Here is a 16,271-nt window from a genome sequence, read left to right as displayed (position 1 = left end):
CCGACGCTGATTCGCGGAATGAACGGAGGTGGCGGTTCGTAGAATTGCCAGATTCCTCGTACTCCGGGCCCCGCGCCTGTCCGTCACCCGCATCCATGTCGACTCCGGCCTACCATCACCGCCAGGCAACCGCCGAACCGGGACTTCTGGCGACCAGCCACTCCCCCTTGAACCTGCAGGCCACCGCCTATCTTTATGGCGTCGAAGCGCCGGCGCTGGACAAGGCGCGGGTGCTCGGCGTGGGCTGCGGCACGGGCAAGGGCCTGTTTCCCTTCGCCCTGGCCTACCCCGAGGCGCGCGTCACGGGCATCCACGCGTCCGAACCGGTCATCGCCCAAGGCAGGGAGATGGCCACCGCGCTGGGCCTGACGAATGTCCAGTTGCTGGCGCAGGACTATGCCGAACTGGATCCGGGGACCGCCCCGTTCGACTACATCATCGTCACCGGCCTCTACAGCTTTTTGCCGCCCGACGCGGCGCAAGCCTTGCTGCAACGCTGCGGCCAGCTTTTGTCGCCCAATGGCATCCTGTACGTGGACTACCACGTCTACCCGGGCGCCAAGGCCCAGGAAGTCGTACGCGACGCCATCCTGCTGCACGCCCATGCCGCGCAGACCGAAGATCAGTTCCGCGCCAGCGCGCTGGCCGCACTGACGCTCTTCAAGGAAGGAATTGCGGGATTCAACCCGATCGGCAATCCCCTGGCGGTGGCTGCCGCACAATTCCAGCGCGCCTTTGACGGCCGGACGCAGGACACGGTGGCCCCCGTTGCCAGCAACCCCTGCTACTTCGTCGAGTTCGCAGGCCGCGCGGCCGAGGCCGGACTGGGCTACGTGGGCGATGCCCAACCCCTGTCCGAAATCGCGCTGCACATGGGTCAGAACGTATCGCTGACCCATAGCCTGCTCACGATGGGCCAACCGGCCAGCGTCAGACAGCAATACCTGGACTTCGCGACCGGTCGGGGATTCCGCCAAAGCCTGTTCACCACCCAGGCCGCCGCCGAACAGCTGCAGCCGCGCGCGGACCTGAGCCGGTTCAAGGACCTGCGTTGGGCGTGCGGGGCGCAACGGCTCGCCGCCAACGGACAGGAAGTCGGCGCAACCTATGTGAACCACCTGGGCCGCGGCCTGGTGACCACGGACGCGCACATGGTCAAGCTGATGGACACGCTTGCCCATGCCTGGCCGGGTTCCCTGCCCTATACGACGTTGGTGGCCGTGCTCATGCACGCGGAAGGGCTGGACGACGGCGCCGCGCGCAAGCTGCTGGACAAATCCCTGACCACACTGATCGAGCACGATCTGGCGCATTTCTGCCTGGATGCGGGCCCCTACGACCGTGAAGACAATGCACAGGTCCGTCCGGTTGCCTGCGTGAACGTGGCGCTCTCCGAAACGTTTGCGGACGGGGTTCCGCTGCGCTTTAACCTGTGGCACGAACCGGTCAGGCTGATCCTGACGCCCGACTTCCAGACCATGGCGGACCGGCTGGCCCAAGGCCTGCCGCTGCTTGAGGTCAGCACCGCCCCCGAATCCGCGGATGAAGGCATTCCGCGCGACACCTCCGGCCTGCTGGAACTGCTGGGATTGCTCAAGCGCTACGGGCTGCTGCAGGGTTCGGCGACCGCGTGGGCCGCGCGCCTGAACGAGGCGCTGACGGCAAGCCAGGGCGACGCGCAGCTCTTTGGGCTGTACGCCGGCGCCCTCGCACGCGTCAGCCTCAATCAGCGCATTCTGGCCGCCGGCTCGATGGCGGGCGGCCTGCCGCCCGCGGCCGCGTCGCTTGCGATGCGCATCCAGGACCTGCTGACGGAACGCCAATTTGACAAGGCCGAAGGCTTGGCGAGGCAGCTCGCCAAGACCGTGCCGGGCGCTTCGGCCGCGTGGGAGCCCCTGGCCGTGACCCTGTGCAATTCCGGCCGGTTCCGCCAGGCGCTTGCACCTGCGCTGAAGATGCTTGAACTGGCGCCTGCGCGGGCACAGAGTTACATCGTCCTGTCGTCCTGCCTGACAGCGCTGACCCGGACGTCCGAAGCCATCGGCGTCGCACGCCGGGCCGTGGAACTTGCGCCTCGGGATGCGTCCACGCATGGTGTGCTGGGCGATGCGCTGTGCTCGGAACTTCGCTACAAGGAAGCGCAGGCTAGCTGCCTGACCGCGCTGTCGCTGGATCCCTATCAGGAAAAGGCCCGGACGAACCTGGGCAAGATCCTCCTGGACCGGGGCGATGCCGAAGGCGCCGTGGCGGCGGCGAAGGCCGCGGTGTCGCTGGCCCCCAAAGCACTCATCGCGCACAACAACCTGCTGTTCTCGCTGAATTATTCGCCCTCCGCGAGCGCGGAAGAAGTATTCGAGGCCTATCGCCAATTCAATCAGGTCCATTGCGAGGGCCTGCGCTCGACGTGGCGTCCGCATGCCAATCCCCGCGATGCGCGGCGCCGCATCCGCGTAGGCTACGTGTCTCCGGACTTCCGCCAGCATTCGGGCAACAATTTCATCGAGCCGCTGCTGTCCAATCACGACCGCGAGAACCTGGAATTGCACGCCTATGCGGAATTCGTCGCGGAAGATCCCGTCACGACCCGCTTCAAGACCTATTTCGACGCCTGGACGCCCACCGCGGGCATGAGCGATGCGGCGCTCGCCGACCGCATCCGAGCGGACGGCATCGACATCCTGATCGACGTCGCGGGCCACACGGGCGGCAACAGGCTGGGCGTCTTCGCCCGCAAGCCGGCTCCCATCTCGTTGACCTGGCTGGGCTTTGGCTACACCACGGGCCTCACCGCCATCGACTACATCATGAGCGATGAAGTGATGGCGCCCACAGGCAGCGAAGCCCTGTTCTCCGAAAAGCCATGGCGGCTGCCCGACAGCAATTTCGTCTATCGCGCAGGCGCGGGCATGGGCGATTGCAACGACCTGCCGGCAAAGAAGAACGGATTCATCACCTTCGGCAGCCTGACCCGCGCGATCCGCATGAACGACAAGGTGGTCGGCGTGTGGGCCGAGATCCTGCGCCGCGTGCCGCAGTCGCGCCTGATCGTCAATAGCAGAAGCTACAAGGACGGCCCGATGCGCGAAGAGCTGGCAAGCCGCTTTGGCGCGCACGGCATCGCGCGCGACCGTCTGCTGATCGGCTGGGACAGCCCTCCGTGGGACATCCTGCGCAGCATGGACATTGGCCTGGACTGCTTCCCCCACAACTCAGGCGTGACGCTGGTCGAGACGCTGTACATGGGGGTGCCTTACATCACGCTCGCCAGCCGCCCCAGCGTCGGACGGATCGGCAGTTCGATCCTGCATGGCATCCAACGGCCCGAATGGGTCGCGCAGTCCGAAGTGGAGTACGTGGAGAAAGTCGTCGCGCTGGCCAGCGACCTGCCCGCCCTGGCAAGCATCCGCGCCGGCCTGCGCGACGAAATGCATGCCAGCCCGCTGATGGACGAACCCGCCTTCGCGCGCAAGTTCGAAGGCGCGCTGCGCGAAATGTTCAAGAACTGGTGCGAAACCCAAGCATGAAAGCAATCATCCTGGCCGGCGGCCTTGGCACCCGGATTTCCGAAGAGACCCACACGCGTCCCAAGCCGATGATCGAAATCGGCGGGCGGCCCATCCTGTGGCACATCATGAAGACCTATTCCGCCCACGGCGTGAACGACTTCGTGATCTGCTGCGGATACAAGGGCTACATGATCAAGGAGTACTTCGCCAACTACTTCCTGCACATGTCCGACGTCACGTTCGACATGGCCGACAACCGCATGGAAGTGCATCAGCGCAAGGCCGAACCGTGGCGCGTGACCCTGGTGGACACCGGCGAGAGCACGATGACGGGCGGCCGCTTAAAGCGCGTGGCCGACTATGTGAAGGAAGACGAGGCGTTCTGCTTCACGTACGGCGACGGCGTGGCCGATATCGACATCACCGCCCTGCTCGCGTTTCACCGCAAGCATGGCAAGGCCGCGACGGTCACGGCCGTGCAGCCGCCGGGGCGCTATGGCGCGTTGCGCCGCGAAGGCGATCAGGTCACGGGCTTTGCGGAGAAACCGCGCGGCGACGGCGGTCTGATCAACGGCGGCTTCTTCGTGCTGTCGCCCAGCGTCCTCAAGCTGATCGAGGATGACGACTGCACGTGGGAACTGGGTCCGCTGGAAACGCTGAGCCGCGAAGGCCAGCTGCACGCCTACGAACACCTGGGCTTCTGGCAGCCCATGGACACGCTGCGCGAAAAGAACCTGCTGGAATCCCTCTGGAGCACGGGCAAGGCGCCATGGAAAGTCTGGTAACGCCCAGCGCAGGATTCTGGCGCGGCAAACGCGTGCTGGTGACCGGTCACACCGGCTTCAAAGGCGGCTGGTTGGCGATCTGGCTGCAGCGGCTGGGCGCGCAGGTGACAGGCATTGCCCTGCCGCCGTGCACGCAACCCAGCTTGTACGAGGCCGCCCGTGTCGGCGACCTGATCGACAGCCGCCATTGCGACATCCGCGACGCCGCCGCACTGCGCGAGCAGGTGCTCGCCGCCCGTCCGGAGATCGTGCTGCATCTGGCCGCGCAGGCGCTGGTGCGCCCAAGCTATGCGCAGCCTGTAGAGACGTTTTCCGCCAACATCATGGGCACCGCCCATCTGCTGGATGCCCTGCGCGCCACGCCCTCGGCCCGGGTCGCGGTCATGGTCACGACCGACAAGGTCTACCGCAACAACGAATGGCCCTACCCGTACCGCGAGAACGACGCATTGGGCGGACACGACCCTTACAGCGCCAGCAAGGCGGCCAGCGAGCTGGTCATTGCGTCCTATCGCGACGCCTTCCTGCGCGAGCAGGGCCTGGCCGTGGCCAGCGCGCGCGCGGGCAACGTGATCGGCGGCGGCGACTGGTCGGCTGACCGCCTGCTGCCCGATGCCGTGCGCGCCTGGCAAGGCGGCGGCGATCTTCATGTGCGGCGGCCCCAATCGGTGCGCCCGTGGCAGCACGTGCTGGAACCGCTTGCCGGCTACCTGACCCTGGCGGAATCCTTGTGGAACGCGCCTGACCTCGCGGATGCCTATAACTTCGGGCCCGATGCGGCCGAGGCAGCGTCCGTGCGCACCGTGGTGGATCTGGCCCAGGCCGCGTATGGCAAGGGCCGCGTGGTCTATGCCGAGCAGATCGAAGGCCCCCATGAAGCGGGGCTGCTGACGCTGGACACGTCCAAGGCGCGCGCCGTGCTGAAAGTGGCGCCCCGATGGCCGCTGGCGCAGGCGGTCTCGCGCAGCATGGACTGGTACCGGCGCTTTGACGCGGGCGAGGACGCGCTACCGCTCTGCCATGCTGATATCGACCAGTACGAGGCGCATCCATGAGCCTGGGCGTTCTCGACACCCCGATTTCGGGCCTGAAGGTCGTGCAGCGCCATCCGCGCGGCGATACCCGCGGATTTCTGGCGCGGCTCTTCGATGCATCCGATCTGGCCGCGTGCGGCTGGACGGGGCCGGTCGCCCAGGTCAACCACACCTACACCGCGCAGGCCGGCACCCTCCGTGGCATGCACTACCAGTTGCCGCCCTTTGCAGAGATGAAGCTCGTGAGCTGCATCCGGGGCGTGGTCTGGGACGTCGCCATCGATCTGCGGCAGGGTTCACCCACGTTCCTGCAGTGGCATGCGGAACGCCTGTCAGCGGACAACGGCCGCGCGCTGCTGATTCCCGAAGGCTTCGCTCACGGCTTTCAGACGCTGAGCGACGACGTGGAAATGCTGTACTGCCACTCTGCACCCTATGCCCCGCAGGCCGAGGCCGGCCTGCATTTCCAGGAGGCCCGCGTCGGCATCTCCTGGCCCGCCCCCCCTACCCTCGTGTCCGAGCGCGATCAGCAACACCCGCGCCTGGACGCTGCTTACTCTGGAGTCGCACTGTGAAGTGCCGCCATTGCCAGGCCGAACTGCGCCTGCCCTTTCTCGATCTGGGCCACGCCCCGCCGTCCAATGCCTACCTGAGCGAAGCGGCGCTGCGTGGTCCGGAGACCTGGTTTCCCCTGCGCATTCTCGTGTGCGAATCCTGCTGGCTGGTCCAGACGGAAGACCACGCGGGCCGCGAAGCCCTGTTCACCGACGACTACGCCTACTTCAGCTCGTTCTCGTCGTCGTGGCTGGCGCATTCGCGCCGCTACGTGGACGCGATGATCGGCCGCTTCGGCCTGGGCAAGGACAGCATGGTCGCCGAGATCGCGGCCAACGACGGCTATCTGCTGCAGTACGTCAAGGACGCCGGCATCGCCTGCTATGGCGTGGAGCCCACAGCCAGCACCGCGCAAGCGGCACGCGACCGCGGCATCGACATCGTGCAGCGTTTCTTTGGCGTGGAGCTGGGCGACGAGCTCACCGAATCGGGACGCGCCGCGGACCTGATCGCCGCCAATAACGTATTGGCGCATGTCCCGGACATCAACGACTTCGTGTCGGGCTTTGCCGCGCTGCTCAAGCCGCAAGGCGTGGCGACGTTCGAATTTCCGCACTTGCTGCGCATGGTGCAGGAAGGCCAGTTCGATACGGTCTATCACGAACACTATTCCTACCTGTCGCTCACGGCGGTATCGCGCATCTTCACGGCCAACGGCCTGTCTGTGTTCGACGTGGAGCACCTGAGCACGCACGGCGGCAGCCTGCGTGTCTTTGCGCAGCGGCTGGACACGGGCAAACACGAGACTCGCGCCGAAGTCGCGCGCACCCTGGACGAAGAGCAGCGGGCTGGCGTCGCCACACCGGAGTTCTACGCGTGCTTCCAGCAGCAGGCCGAGCGGGTCAAGAACGACCTTCTGGCGTTCCTGGTCGAACTGCGCCGCGGCGGCAAGCGCATCGCCGCCTACGGCGCGGCGGCCAAGGGCAACACGCTGCTGAACTTTGCCGGCGTGCGCCCCGACCTCTTGCCGTACGTGGTGGACCTGAACCCCGCCAAGCAGGGCAAGTACCTGCCCGGCAGCCATATTCCCATCGTCGCCGAAGCCCGGCTGCGCGAGGACCGGCCCGAGTACATCCTCATCCTGCCCTGGAACCTGAAGACCGAGGTGTCGGAGCAGCTTGCCTACGCCCGCCATGATTGGAACGCCAAGCTGGTCACGGCGATCCCGTCGCTCTCCATCGACAGCGGTCCGCACGCATGAATCACCGGCCGGTCACCGTTCTGGGCGCCTCGGGCTTCATCGGCCGCCACCTGGTCGCGCGCCTGCGCGCCGATGGCGTCGCCTGCGACGCGCCGCCGCGCCAGGATGCGGGCCTTTTCAGCCGGCCGCTGGGACACGTGATCTACGCCATCGGCCTCACGTCGGACTTTCGCAGCCGTCCGCTGGATACCGTGGAGGCCCACGTCTGCCTGTTGCGCAGCCTGCTCGCGCACGGGGATTTCGACAGCCTGACCTACCTGTCCAGCACGCGCGTGTATTCGGGCGCCGTCAGCACGCGCGAAGACGCGGCGCTGCGCGTCAATCCGAACGACCCGAGCGACCTGTACAACCTGTCCAAGCTGATGGGCGAATCGCTTTGCCTGCATGGCGGACGGCCGGCCAAGGTGGCGCGCCTGTCCAACATCGTCGGCCTGCGCGATACGCCGGACAGCTTCATCGACCAACTGCTGGAGGAAGGGGCGCGCGACGGCCGCATCACGCTGCGCACCGCGCTGGAATCCCGCAAGGACTATCTGCACATCGACGACGCCGTGTCGCAGATCATGGCCATCGCCCTGTCCGACGCGGCCGGCATCTTCAACGTCGCGCACGGCGCCGGCGTGGAGAACCGCGAGGTCGCCGCCTGCGTGCGGGAGGTGCTGGGCTACCCGTTCTCGGTGGCTCCCGATGCGCCGGCGTGGGCGTTCGACGACATCGACGTGCAACGCACGCAAGCGCTTGTCCGCCGGCCCCCGCGTCCGTTTTCCGAATTTTTCTCGAATTTTCTAGCGCAGTACCGCCTGCACAAAGGAATCTGAATGTCCTACCTTGAAACCACGCCCGACGCGCACCCGGAATACCGCCAGGAGAAGGAAGCCCGTATCGCCGGCTTCGCCAAAGACCAGGAGTTCCGCGAGCTGTCCATCGCCTGGCGCCAGATGGCGCTGGAACGCAAGTACATGAACAACTTCTCGTGGGCTGGCCGGCCGCTCATCCAGCTGCCGATGGACGCCATGGCGATGCAGGAACTAATCTGGGCCGTGAAGCCGGACCTCATCATCGAGACGGGCATTGCCCACGGCGGTTCGCTGATGCTGTCGGCATCCATGCTGCAACTGCTGGGCGCCGGCGACGTGGTCGGCGTGGATATCGAAATCCGCGAGCACAACCGCAAGGCCATCGAGGCCCATCCGCTGGCCAAGCGCATTCATCTCATCGAGGGCTCCAGCATCGACCCGGCAACGATTGCGCAAGTGCGCGCGCATGCCGAAGGCAAGAAGAACATCATGGTGTGCCTGGACTCGAACCACACCCACGACCACGTGCTGGCTGAATTGAACGCGTACGCGGATCTCGTCAGCGTGGGAAGCTACTGCGTCGTGTTCGACACCTTCGTGGAAGACATGCCGGCCGACTACGAATGGCCGGGCCGCCACTGGGGCAAGGGCAACAACCCAAAGACCGCCGTTTGGGAATGGATCAAGCAGCACCCCGAGTTCGAGATCGACCGCTCGGTCGAAGACCGCCTGCTCGTCACGTCGGCGCCGGACGGCTTCCTGCGCCGCGTGGCCTGATCGCGCCACGGTCTGACAGCATGATCCACATCGATCCCACCGCGCGCGTGTCCAAGCTTGCGGATATCGAGGATTCGACCCGCGGCACCCGCATCGCGGTAGGACCGCGGGCGGTGATCGACGCCTTCGTGAAAATCAAGCCCGCTGGCGGCTCGGGCGATGTCGAGATCGGGCCGGAATGCGTCATCAATTCTGGCTGCGTGCTCTACACCGGCAACGGCATCCGCATGGGCGCGCGCGTGGCCGTGGCCGCCAACTGCACCTTTGCGCCAGCCAACCACGAGTTCCGCCGCCGGGACCTGCCCATTCGCGAACAAGGCTTCCGGCCCAGCAAGGGCGGCATCGTGATCGAGGACGACGTCTGGATCGGCGCCAACTGCGTGCTGCTCGATGGCGCAATCCTTCGCCAGGGGTGCGTCATCGCAGCCGGCAGCGTCGTGCGCGGCGAGGTCGAAGCCTATTCGATACAAGGCGGCAATCCGCTCAAGCTATTGGGACGACGCGAAGCAACGGGCGGCTGACGCCGGCGACCCGCCCCCCCGCGCATATTTTCTCGAAGCGCCCCATTTTCCGTCCTATTCCCCGGTTGCCCCCTGCGGACTTGCTTCATAATTGCCACCGCAGCTTTGTATCAATATTTTTCACCCGATGACCGCCACGCCTCCAGATCCACTCGCTACGCAGCACGACGGCACTCCGGATCCAGACGGCCAGGGGCCGGCGGACACGCGGACCCAGCGCCTGCAGGAAGAAAACCGCGCCTTGCGCGAACTGCTGGCCGCGCAGGTGCACGCGTCGCTGCCGCGGCAGGACCCGGGCTGGGTCCGGCGCCTGGGCTGGTGGCTGATCTCGGCGCCCGGCGCGGCGCTGGTCGGGTGGCGCAGCCTCTTCGGGCGCGACGATGGTGAACCCATCACGCGCCGCAGCGTGGGATGTGCGGCGGTGACCGTGATCTATACGCTGGCCATTTATGGCGCACTGGTGCTGCTCGTCGTCTCTTGGAATTCGCCCAACACGGCAACGTCGGGCTCGACGGCCGCCAGTCCGGTGCGCGTGCCCCTGACTCCCCAGCCGACCCAGCCGCCTGAATCGGATGCGGCCAACAAGCGCGCCGCGCCGGCGCCGGAGGGACGCCAAGAGGAAAAGGCGACTGATTCCGCGTCGGATCGGCCAGCGCCGGACGCCTCCTCTTCCGCGGCAGACCAGCCTGAGACGGACGCTGCTGCTTCCCCGTCGAATCAGGCCGCGCCGGCTTCTTCAGCGCCAGATCGTGCCGACGCGGCTCCTTCGGCGGCGGATCGTGCTGCCCCGGCGGCCGCTTCCGCCGAGCCGGCTCGCGCCGCGGCCTCCCCATCATCTTCGGAACGCACGCCCACCGGTCCGCAGCCGTCGCTGCGCATCACTGTGATCCCCGCGCCGGACCCGATGGCGTGGGTCGCCGCGCTGGATGGCGAACTGGAACGGTGCGCGGAACTGGGTTTCTTCGAGCGTCCCGAATGCGCATGGGCAGCGCGCAAGCAATTCTGCGAACCCAATCAAGGCTGGGGTAACGTGAAGGAATGTCCGGCGCAGCCTTAGTGCGCCAAGGCCGTTCATGGCACGGCGCGCCCATAACCCGCAGAGGCCGGCATGTCACATGCCCGCCACGTCCTCGCGCCACAATGCAACACGGCCCGCGATCATTGCGAAATGTTTTGCATCATTCGAACGGCGTGCCCCATAATGCGACTTGCTTCGGCCGTTGACCCGGCCTCACATCACCAGGACACCTAGACCATGGATGCTTCCGTCAACAACACCGTCAATTCCGCCCTGGCCCTGCGCGACGCGAATCTCATGATGGAAGTGCAGGCATCGGTCACGAAAAAAGCGATCAACGCGCAAGCCGACTCGGTCGCCACGCTGCTCCAATCGCTGCCGGTGCTGGCCATCGACGGCACGCTGGGTTCGCGCATCAACACCCACGCCTGAATCCCTGCCGCGCGGCAATCAGCCGCAACGCACTGAACGAAGATCAGCCGCCCACGGGCGGCTTTTTCGTGGCCCGACTGGACGGGCCGGAGATTCAGACATCTGCGCCAAAGCTCGTTTTTCGTAGCCGTGGACGCTACGTCGCTTACCCCACGGTGCCCCTTCAATCCCCCGGCTTGCGCCCCAACCCCACAAGCAGCTTCGCCAGCAACCCGTCCAGCTGCGCTTGCTCCTTCTGCGTCAACGATGCCAGTGCCTGCTGCTCATTCGCCACGTGCAGCGGCAGCAGCTTGTCGATGAGCGCCAGGCCGGCCGGGGTAAGCCGCACGAGCGTGCTGCGCCGGTCGTTGGGTGATGGCACGCGTTCGATGAGGCCCTTGCGCTCCAGGCGGTCCAGGCGGCTGGTCATGGCGCCTGACGACAGCATCAGACCTTCATGCAGGTCGGTGGGCGTCATGGCGTAGGGGCTACCCGACCGCCGCAGCGTGGCGATGACGTCAAATTCGCCTTGATGCAGTTCGAATTGCGCGGCCAGGGGCAAGAACCAGTTGCGCTCCAGCAGATGCGTGGCTTGCAGCAGACGCCCCACCAGCGCCATCACGTTGGCGTCGATGTCGGGCCGCTCGCGCTGCCATTCTTCCTGCGCGCGCCTTGCACGGTCGTTCATGGTTGTCTCGGCGTAAAGCTATTTGCGTTGGCAGCAATGATATCCCGTTGCCGGACGCACGATGTCGTCTATATACTTCGACACCAAATAACTTGATGTCGAGATATCCATGACGCGCGTAAGGTTACGCCCCTTGTTTGCCATCGTCGCCATCGTGGCCGTGGCGCTGAACCTGCGGCCGGCCCTGGCCGCCATCGGGCCGTTGCTGGACATGATCCAGGCGGCCACCGGCGCAACCAATACGCAGGCCAGCCTATTGACCACCTTGCCCGTATTCGTGGTGGGCGTCTGCGCGCTGGCGGGTGCACGCATTTCGGGGTGGTTGAATGAGCGGATCGGGATCGCGCTGGGCGTGGCGCTGGTGGCCGTTGCTTGCGCGGCGCGCTTCGTCGGGACGCAGACCTACGGGCTGCTGCTGACGGCGGTGCTGGCGGGGGTCGGCATTGCGCTGGTGCAGACCTTGCTGCCTGCCTTCATCAAGCGCAATTTTGCGCATGACATGGGACGCGTGTTTGGCTTGTACACCACCGGCATCATGGCGGGCGCGGCCGTGGCGGCGGCCAGCGCTGCGGGGCTTGCAGACAGCTTCGGGTGGCCCGTCGCATTGGCCTTCTGGAGCGTACCCGCCCTGCTCGCACTGCCGCTGTGGCTCAAGGCCGCGCAAGGTCGAGCCGACGCGACATCGCCCCTTCACCGCACGGCACGCGTGGCGCCCCGCAGCTTCTGGCGCAATCTGCGGGCGTGGGAGCTGATGCTGTTCTTTGGCATCGGCACCGGGGCCTACACGCTGGTGCTGGCGTGGCTGCCACCGTTCTATACCAGTCTCGGCTGGGAACCTTCCGCCGCGGGCTTTCTGCTGGGCGGCCTGACGCTGGCCGAAGTGATGGCGGGTCTGGCCGTGTCGGCATGGATCGGCAGGTTTGCGGATCGCCGCAAGCCGCTGGCCGCCGTGTTGACCCTTCTGATCTGCGGACTGATAGGCCTGATCCTGGCCCCCCTCAAGCTGGCGCTGCTGGCGTGCCTGCTCCTGGGCATGGGCATCGGCGCGCTCTTTCCGTTGTCGCTGATCGTGGCGATGGACCACCTGGACGATCCCGCGCAAGCGGGAATGCTGGCGGCTTTCGTGCAAGGCGGAGGCTACTTGATTGCGAGCTTCATGCCATTGCTGGCGGGCATCCTGCGCGATCGGTTTGCGAGTTGGACCGAGGCATGGATCGTGATGCTGGCCGGCGCGGTCGTGCTGCTGGCGCTGGCTATGCGGTTTTCGCCCGCCTCGTATCGGCGGATCGACGCCGGATAAACAACGCACGTATCCACAGCGCACGCATCCACAACGAACATACGAAAAAAAGCGCCGTCCCCTCAAAAAGGGGCGGCGCTTTTTGTTGCGATCGCGGCAAGCCGCGGCGCGTTACTTCTTTTTCATCGGCGGCAGGTCGGTGCAGACGCCTTCGGCGACTTCCGCGGCCATGCCCACCGATTCGCCCAGGGTCGGGTGCGGGTGGATGGTCTTGGCGATGTCGACGACGTCGGCGCCCATTTCCACGGCCAGGGCCAGTTCGCTGATCAGGTCACCCGCGTGGGTGCCCACGATGCTGCCGCCCAGGATGCGATGCGTCTCGGCGTCGAAGATGAGCTTGGTGAAGCCCTCGTCGCGGCCGTTGGCGATGGCGCGGCCGGAGGCGGCCCACGGGAACACACCCTTCTCGATCTTGATGCCCTGCTTCTTGGCTTCGTCTTCGGTCAGGCCGACCCACGCCACTTCCGGATCGGTGTAGGCCACCGACGGGATGACGCGGGCGTCGAAGAAGGACTTCTGGCCGGCGGCGGCTTCGGCGGCGACGTGCCCTTCATGCACGGCCTTGTGGGCGAGCATGGGTTGGCCGACGACGTCGCCGATGGCGAAGATGTGCGGCACGTTGGTGCGCATCTGGCGATCGACCTCGATGAAACCGCGGTCGGTCACGGCGATGCCCGCCTTGTCGGCGCCGATCTTCTTGCCGTTGGGGCTGCGGCCCACGGCCTGGAGCACCAGGTCGTAGCGCTGCGGCTCCTTGGGCGCGCCCTCGCCTTCGAAGGTGACGTAGATGCCGTCCTTCTTGGCCTCGGCGCCCACCGTCTTGGTCTTCAACATGATGTTGTCGAAGCGGTAGGCGTTCTTCTTCTGCCACACCTTGACCAGGTCGCGGTCGGCGCCCTGCATCAGGCCGTCCAGCATTTCCACGACATCCAGGCGCGCGCCCAGCGTGGAGTACACCGTGCCCATTTCCAGGCCGATGATGCCGCCGCCGATGATGAGCATCTTCTTGGGCACTTCACGCAGCAGCAAGGCGCCGGTGGAGTCCACAATGCGCTCGTCCTGCGGCAGGAACGGCAGCTTCACCGACTGGCTGCCGGCGGCAATGATGGCCTGCTTGAAGCGCAGCGTCTGGGTCTTGCCGTCGGCGCCCTTGACCGTCAGGTGGTTGGCGTCGGCGAACTCGCCCACGCCCGTCACCACGGTGACCTTGCGGGCCTTGGCCATGCCGGCCAGGCCGCCGGTCAGCTTGGCGACCACGCTGTCCTTGTAGCCGCGCAGCTTGTCCAGGTCGATCTTGGGCTCGCCGAAGCTGATGCCGTGGGCAGCCAGTTCGCGCGCTTCGTCGATGATGGCGGCGTTGTGCAGCAGCGCCTTGGACGGGATGCAGCCCACGTTCAGGCAGACGCCGCCCAGCGTGCTGTAGCGTTCGACCAGGACCACGGACAGGCCCAGATCGGCGGCGCGGAAGGCGGCGGAATAGCCGCCAGGGCCCGCGCCCAGCACCAGCATGTCGTATTCGCCGTCAGCCGAACCGCTGTAGGTGGCGGCGGCGGGCGCTGCAGCCTTGGCGGCAGGCGCGTCGGCCTCGGGGGCTTCCGGCTTGGAAGCGTCCTTGGCGGCCGGCTTGGATTCAGCCTTGGGAGCCTCTTCCTTGGCGGCGCCGGCGTCAGCACCCGAGGCCGCTTCCACTTCCAGCACGACCGCGCCTTCGGCGACCTTGTCGCCGACCTTGACGGCGATGGACTTGACCACGCCGCCTTGCGACGCCGGGATTTCCATCGAGGCCTTGTCGGACTCAACCGTGATCAGGCTCTGTTCCGCCTTGATCGTGTCGCCCACGGCCACCAGCACCTCGATGACTTCAACTTCCTTGAAGTCGCCGATGTCCGGCACTTTGATTTGAACGGTATTGCTCATAGGGCTCCCCGTTTACAGCGCGATGCGGCGGAAGTCGGCCAGCAACGCACCCAGATAGGCGTTGAAGCGCGCGGCCGAGGCGCCGTCGATGACGCGGTGGTCGTAGGACAGCGACAGCGGCACCATCAGGCGCGGCACGAACTGCTTGCCGTCCCAGACGGGCTTGTGCGAAGAACGCGACACGCCCAGGATCGCCACTTCCGGCGCGTTGATGATGGGCGTGAACGAGGTGCCGCCGATGCCGCCCAGCGACGAGATCGAGAAGCAGCCGCCCTGCATTTCGGCGGGCGAGATCTTGCCGTCACGCGCCTTCTTGGACAGGTCGGTCATTTCCTGGGCGATCTGCAGGATGCCCTTCTTGTCGGCATCGCGGATCACCGGCACCACCAGCCCGTTGGGCGTGTCGGCCGCAAAACCGATGTGGTAGTACTGCTTGAGCACCAGGTTGTCGCCGTCCAGCGAGGCGTTGAACTCGGGGAATTTCTTCAGGGCCGCAACCACGGCCTTGATCAGGAAGGCCAGCATCGTGACCTTGATGCCGGACTTCTCGTTTTCCTTGTTCAGCGTGACGCGCAGCGCTTCCAGGTCGGTGATGTCCGCTTCGTCGTTGTTGGTGACGTGCGGGATCATGACCCAGTTGCGGTGCAGGTTTGCGCCCGAGATCTTCTTGATGCGCGACAGCGGCTTGGCTTCGATCGGGCCGAACTTGGTGAAGTCGACCTTCGGCCACGGCAAGAGGCCCAGCGCGGCGCCATCGGCGGAACCGCCGGCAGCGGCGGCCGCCGGCGCAGCCGACAGGGCCTGCTTGACGAAACCGCGCACGTCGTCGGCGGTGATGCGTTCCTTGGGACCGGTGCCCTTGACCTTGGAGAGGTTCACGCCCAGTTCGCGCGCGAACTTGCGCACGGACGGCGAGGCGTGCGGCAGCTGGCCGGGCTTGAGGTTGGCGTCTTCCAGGGCGGCAGCCGGGGCCGGGCGCGCGGCCGGGGCGGACGACGCGGCGGCCTCGGGCTTGGCCTCGGCCTTCGCTTCCGACTTGGCGGCCGGAGCCGCGGCTTCGGACTTGGCGGCCGGCGCGGCAGCGGCTTGCGCACCGCCTTCCACCACCACCACGACCGAACCCTTGGCGACCTTGTCGCCAACCTTGACCTTCACTTCCTTGACCACGCCGCCTTGCGAGGCCGGGATCTCCATCGAGGCCTTGTCGGACTCGACGGTGATCAGGCTTTGCTCGGCCTTGATGGTGTCGCCGACCGCGACCATGACTTCGATGACTTCAACTTCCTTGAAGTCGCCGATGTCCGGCACTTCGATCTCGACCGGGCCGCTGGCGGCAGCCGGGGCCGAGGCCTCGGCCTTGGACGCGGCAGCGGCGGCCTGCTTGGGTTCTTCCTTGGCAGCCGGCTTGGACTCGGCCTTGGGGGCCTCTTCCTTGGCGGCGCCAGCGTCCGCCTCGGCCGCTTCCACTTCCAGCACGACCGCGCCTTCGGCGACCTTGTCGCCGACCTTCACGGAAATGGACTTCACCACGCCGCCCTGCGACGCGGGGATCTCCATCGAGGCCTTGTCGGATTCGACCGTGATCAGGCTTTGTTCCGCCTTGATCGTGTCGCCCACGGCAACCAGCACTTCAGTGACTTCCACTTCCTTGAAGTCGCCGATGTCGGGAACCTTGATTTGCACGATGTTGCTCATGTCTCT

At 66.2% G+C, this 16,271-nt stretch carries 14 protein-coding genes; 11 read left to right on the top strand and 3 right to left on the bottom strand.

Features of this window, described 5'->3' with window-relative positions; genetic code table 11:
• Window positions 1–95 precede the first annotated feature (95 nt).
• The 10 genes from QEP15_RS10140 to QEP15_RS10095 all read left to right on the top strand — a co-directional run bounded on the left by QEP15_RS10140 (window position 96) and on the right by QEP15_RS10095 (window position 10,686).
• Window positions 96–3,524, top strand: a complete 3,429-nt coding sequence (locus tag QEP15_RS10140; RefSeq protein WP_217617916.1) for an O-linked N-acetylglucosamine transferase family protein — start codon at window positions 96–98, stop codon at window positions 3,522–3,524.
• Window positions 3,521–4,291, top strand: a complete 771-nt coding sequence (gene rfbF / locus QEP15_RS10135) for a glucose-1-phosphate cytidylyltransferase (protein ID WP_063953479.1) — start codon at window positions 3,521–3,523, stop codon at window positions 4,289–4,291. The genes QEP15_RS10140 and rfbF overlap by 4 nt, the downstream gene beginning before the upstream one ends.
• Window positions 4,276–5,346, top strand: coding sequence for a CDP-glucose 4,6-dehydratase (gene rfbG, locus QEP15_RS10130; protein WP_279990170.1), 1,071 nt, complete (start codon window positions 4,276–4,278; stop codon window positions 5,344–5,346). Before rfbF ends, rfbG begins: the two co-directional genes overlap by 16 nt.
• Complete coding sequence (locus QEP15_RS10125; RefSeq protein ID WP_152384164.1) at window positions 5,343–5,900, top strand: dTDP-4-dehydrorhamnose 3,5-epimerase family protein; 558 nt, start codon at window positions 5,343–5,345, stop codon at window positions 5,898–5,900. The genes rfbG and QEP15_RS10125 overlap by 4 nt, the downstream gene beginning before the upstream one ends.
• Complete coding sequence (locus QEP15_RS10120) at window positions 5,897–7,141, top strand: class I SAM-dependent methyltransferase (RefSeq protein ID WP_152384163.1); 1,245 nt, start codon at window positions 5,897–5,899, stop codon at window positions 7,139–7,141. Before QEP15_RS10125 ends, QEP15_RS10120 begins: the two co-directional genes overlap by 4 nt.
• Entirely contained in the window at window positions 7,138–7,959 is an 822-nt protein-coding gene (locus QEP15_RS10115) for an NAD-dependent epimerase/dehydratase family protein (RefSeq protein WP_152384162.1), read from the top strand. Before QEP15_RS10120 ends, QEP15_RS10115 begins: the two co-directional genes overlap by 4 nt.
• Window positions 7,960–8,715, top strand: coding sequence for a cephalosporin hydroxylase family protein (locus QEP15_RS10110; protein ID WP_152384161.1), 756 nt, complete (start codon window positions 7,960–7,962; stop codon window positions 8,713–8,715).
• Window positions 8,716–8,735: 20 nt separating this feature from the next.
• The gene (locus QEP15_RS10105) at window positions 8,736–9,236 is read left to right on the top strand and encodes an acyltransferase (RefSeq protein WP_062840896.1); all 501 of its coding nucleotides are present in this window, start codon (window positions 8,736–8,738) and stop codon (window positions 9,234–9,236) included.
• 127 nt (window positions 9,237–9,363) lie between these two features.
• Window positions 9,364–10,293, top strand: a complete 930-nt coding sequence (locus QEP15_RS10100) for a hypothetical protein (protein ID WP_217617913.1) — start codon at window positions 9,364–9,366, stop codon at window positions 10,291–10,293.
• A gap of 198 nt (window positions 10,294–10,491) precedes the next feature.
• Window positions 10,492–10,686 carry a putative motility protein gene (locus QEP15_RS10095; RefSeq protein WP_056316520.1) on the top strand — a complete coding sequence of 65 codons (195 nt, stop codon included), beginning with the start codon at window positions 10,492–10,494 and terminating at the stop codon, window positions 10,684–10,686.
• Window positions 10,687–10,849: 163 nt separating this feature from the next.
• Here QEP15_RS10095 and QEP15_RS10090 read toward each other — a convergent pair whose 3' ends face one another.
• Window positions 10,850–11,353, bottom strand: a complete 504-nt coding sequence (locus tag QEP15_RS10090; RefSeq protein WP_152384159.1) for a MarR family winged helix-turn-helix transcriptional regulator — start codon at window positions 11,351–11,353, stop codon at window positions 10,850–10,852.
• 109 nt (window positions 11,354–11,462) lie between these two features.
• Here QEP15_RS10090 and QEP15_RS10085 point away from each other — a divergent pair, with 109 nt between their 5' ends.
• Window positions 11,463–12,653 carry an MFS transporter gene (locus tag QEP15_RS10085; protein WP_280148745.1) on the top strand — a complete coding sequence of 397 codons (1,191 nt, stop codon included), beginning with the start codon at window positions 11,463–11,465 and terminating at the stop codon, window positions 12,651–12,653.
• A 111-nt stretch (window positions 12,654–12,764) separates the two neighbouring features.
• Here QEP15_RS10085 and lpdA read toward each other — a convergent pair whose 3' ends face one another.
• Both lpdA and aceF read right to left on the bottom strand, forming a co-directional pair.
• Window positions 12,765–14,570 (bottom strand): dihydrolipoyl dehydrogenase, encoded by a 1,806-nt coding sequence (lpdA, locus tag QEP15_RS10080; RefSeq protein WP_280148744.1) that lies wholly within the window; start codon window positions 14,568–14,570, stop codon window positions 12,765–12,767.
• A gap of 12 nt (window positions 14,571–14,582) precedes the next feature.
• Window positions 14,583–16,265, bottom strand: a complete 1,683-nt coding sequence (aceF, locus tag QEP15_RS10075; RefSeq protein ID WP_280148743.1) for a dihydrolipoyllysine-residue acetyltransferase — start codon at window positions 16,263–16,265, stop codon at window positions 14,583–14,585.
• Between the last annotated feature and the right edge of the window lie 6 nt (window positions 16,266–16,271).

This window comes from Achromobacter mucicolens, from assembly GCF_029866465.1.
In the GTDB taxonomy this organism is placed as follows: Bacteria; Pseudomonadota; Gammaproteobacteria; order Burkholderiales; family Burkholderiaceae_B; genus Achromobacter; species Achromobacter mucicolens.
This window is presented reverse-complemented; position numbering and strand designations above follow the sequence as displayed.

What these genes read in the sequence shown, in the direction of transcription:
- QEP15_RS10105 (WP_062840896.1), top strand. Translation starts at nt 8,736, where the DNA reads ATGATCCACATCGATCCCACCGCGCGCGTGTCCAAGCTTGCGGATATC.
- rfbG (WP_279990170.1), top strand. Translation starts at nt 4,276, where the DNA reads ATGGAAAGTCTGGTAACGCCCAGCGCAGGATTCTGGCGCGGCAAACGC.
- QEP15_RS10095 (WP_056316520.1), top strand. Translation starts at nt 10,492, where the DNA reads ATGGATGCTTCCGTCAACAACACCGTCAATTCCGCCCTGGCCCTGCGC.
- QEP15_RS10085 (WP_280148745.1), top strand. Translation starts at nt 11,463, where the DNA reads ATGACGCGCGTAAGGTTACGCCCCTTGTTTGCCATCGTCGCCATCGTG.
- QEP15_RS10090 (WP_152384159.1), bottom strand. Translation starts at nt 11,353, where the DNA reads ATGAACGACCGTGCAAGGCGCGCGCAGGAAGAATGGCAGCGCGAGCGG.
- lpdA (WP_280148744.1), bottom strand. Translation starts at nt 14,570, where the DNA reads ATGAGCAATACCGTTCAAATCAAAGTGCCGGACATCGGCGACTTCAAG.
- QEP15_RS10115 (WP_152384162.1), top strand. Translation starts at nt 7,138, where the DNA reads ATGAATCACCGGCCGGTCACCGTTCTGGGCGCCTCGGGCTTCATCGGC.
- QEP15_RS10100 (WP_217617913.1), top strand. Translation starts at nt 9,364, where the DNA reads ATGACCGCCACGCCTCCAGATCCACTCGCTACGCAGCACGACGGCACT.
- QEP15_RS10140 (WP_217617916.1), top strand. Translation starts at nt 96, where the DNA reads ATGTCGACTCCGGCCTACCATCACCGCCAGGCAACCGCCGAACCGGGA.
- QEP15_RS10110 (WP_152384161.1), top strand. Translation starts at nt 7,960, where the DNA reads ATGTCCTACCTTGAAACCACGCCCGACGCGCACCCGGAATACCGCCAG.
- QEP15_RS10125 (WP_152384164.1), top strand. Translation starts at nt 5,343, where the DNA reads ATGAGCCTGGGCGTTCTCGACACCCCGATTTCGGGCCTGAAGGTCGTG.
- rfbF (WP_063953479.1), top strand. Translation starts at nt 3,521, where the DNA reads ATGAAAGCAATCATCCTGGCCGGCGGCCTTGGCACCCGGATTTCCGAA.
- aceF (WP_280148743.1), bottom strand. Translation starts at nt 16,265, where the DNA reads ATGAGCAACATCGTGCAAATCAAGGTTCCCGACATCGGCGACTTCAAG.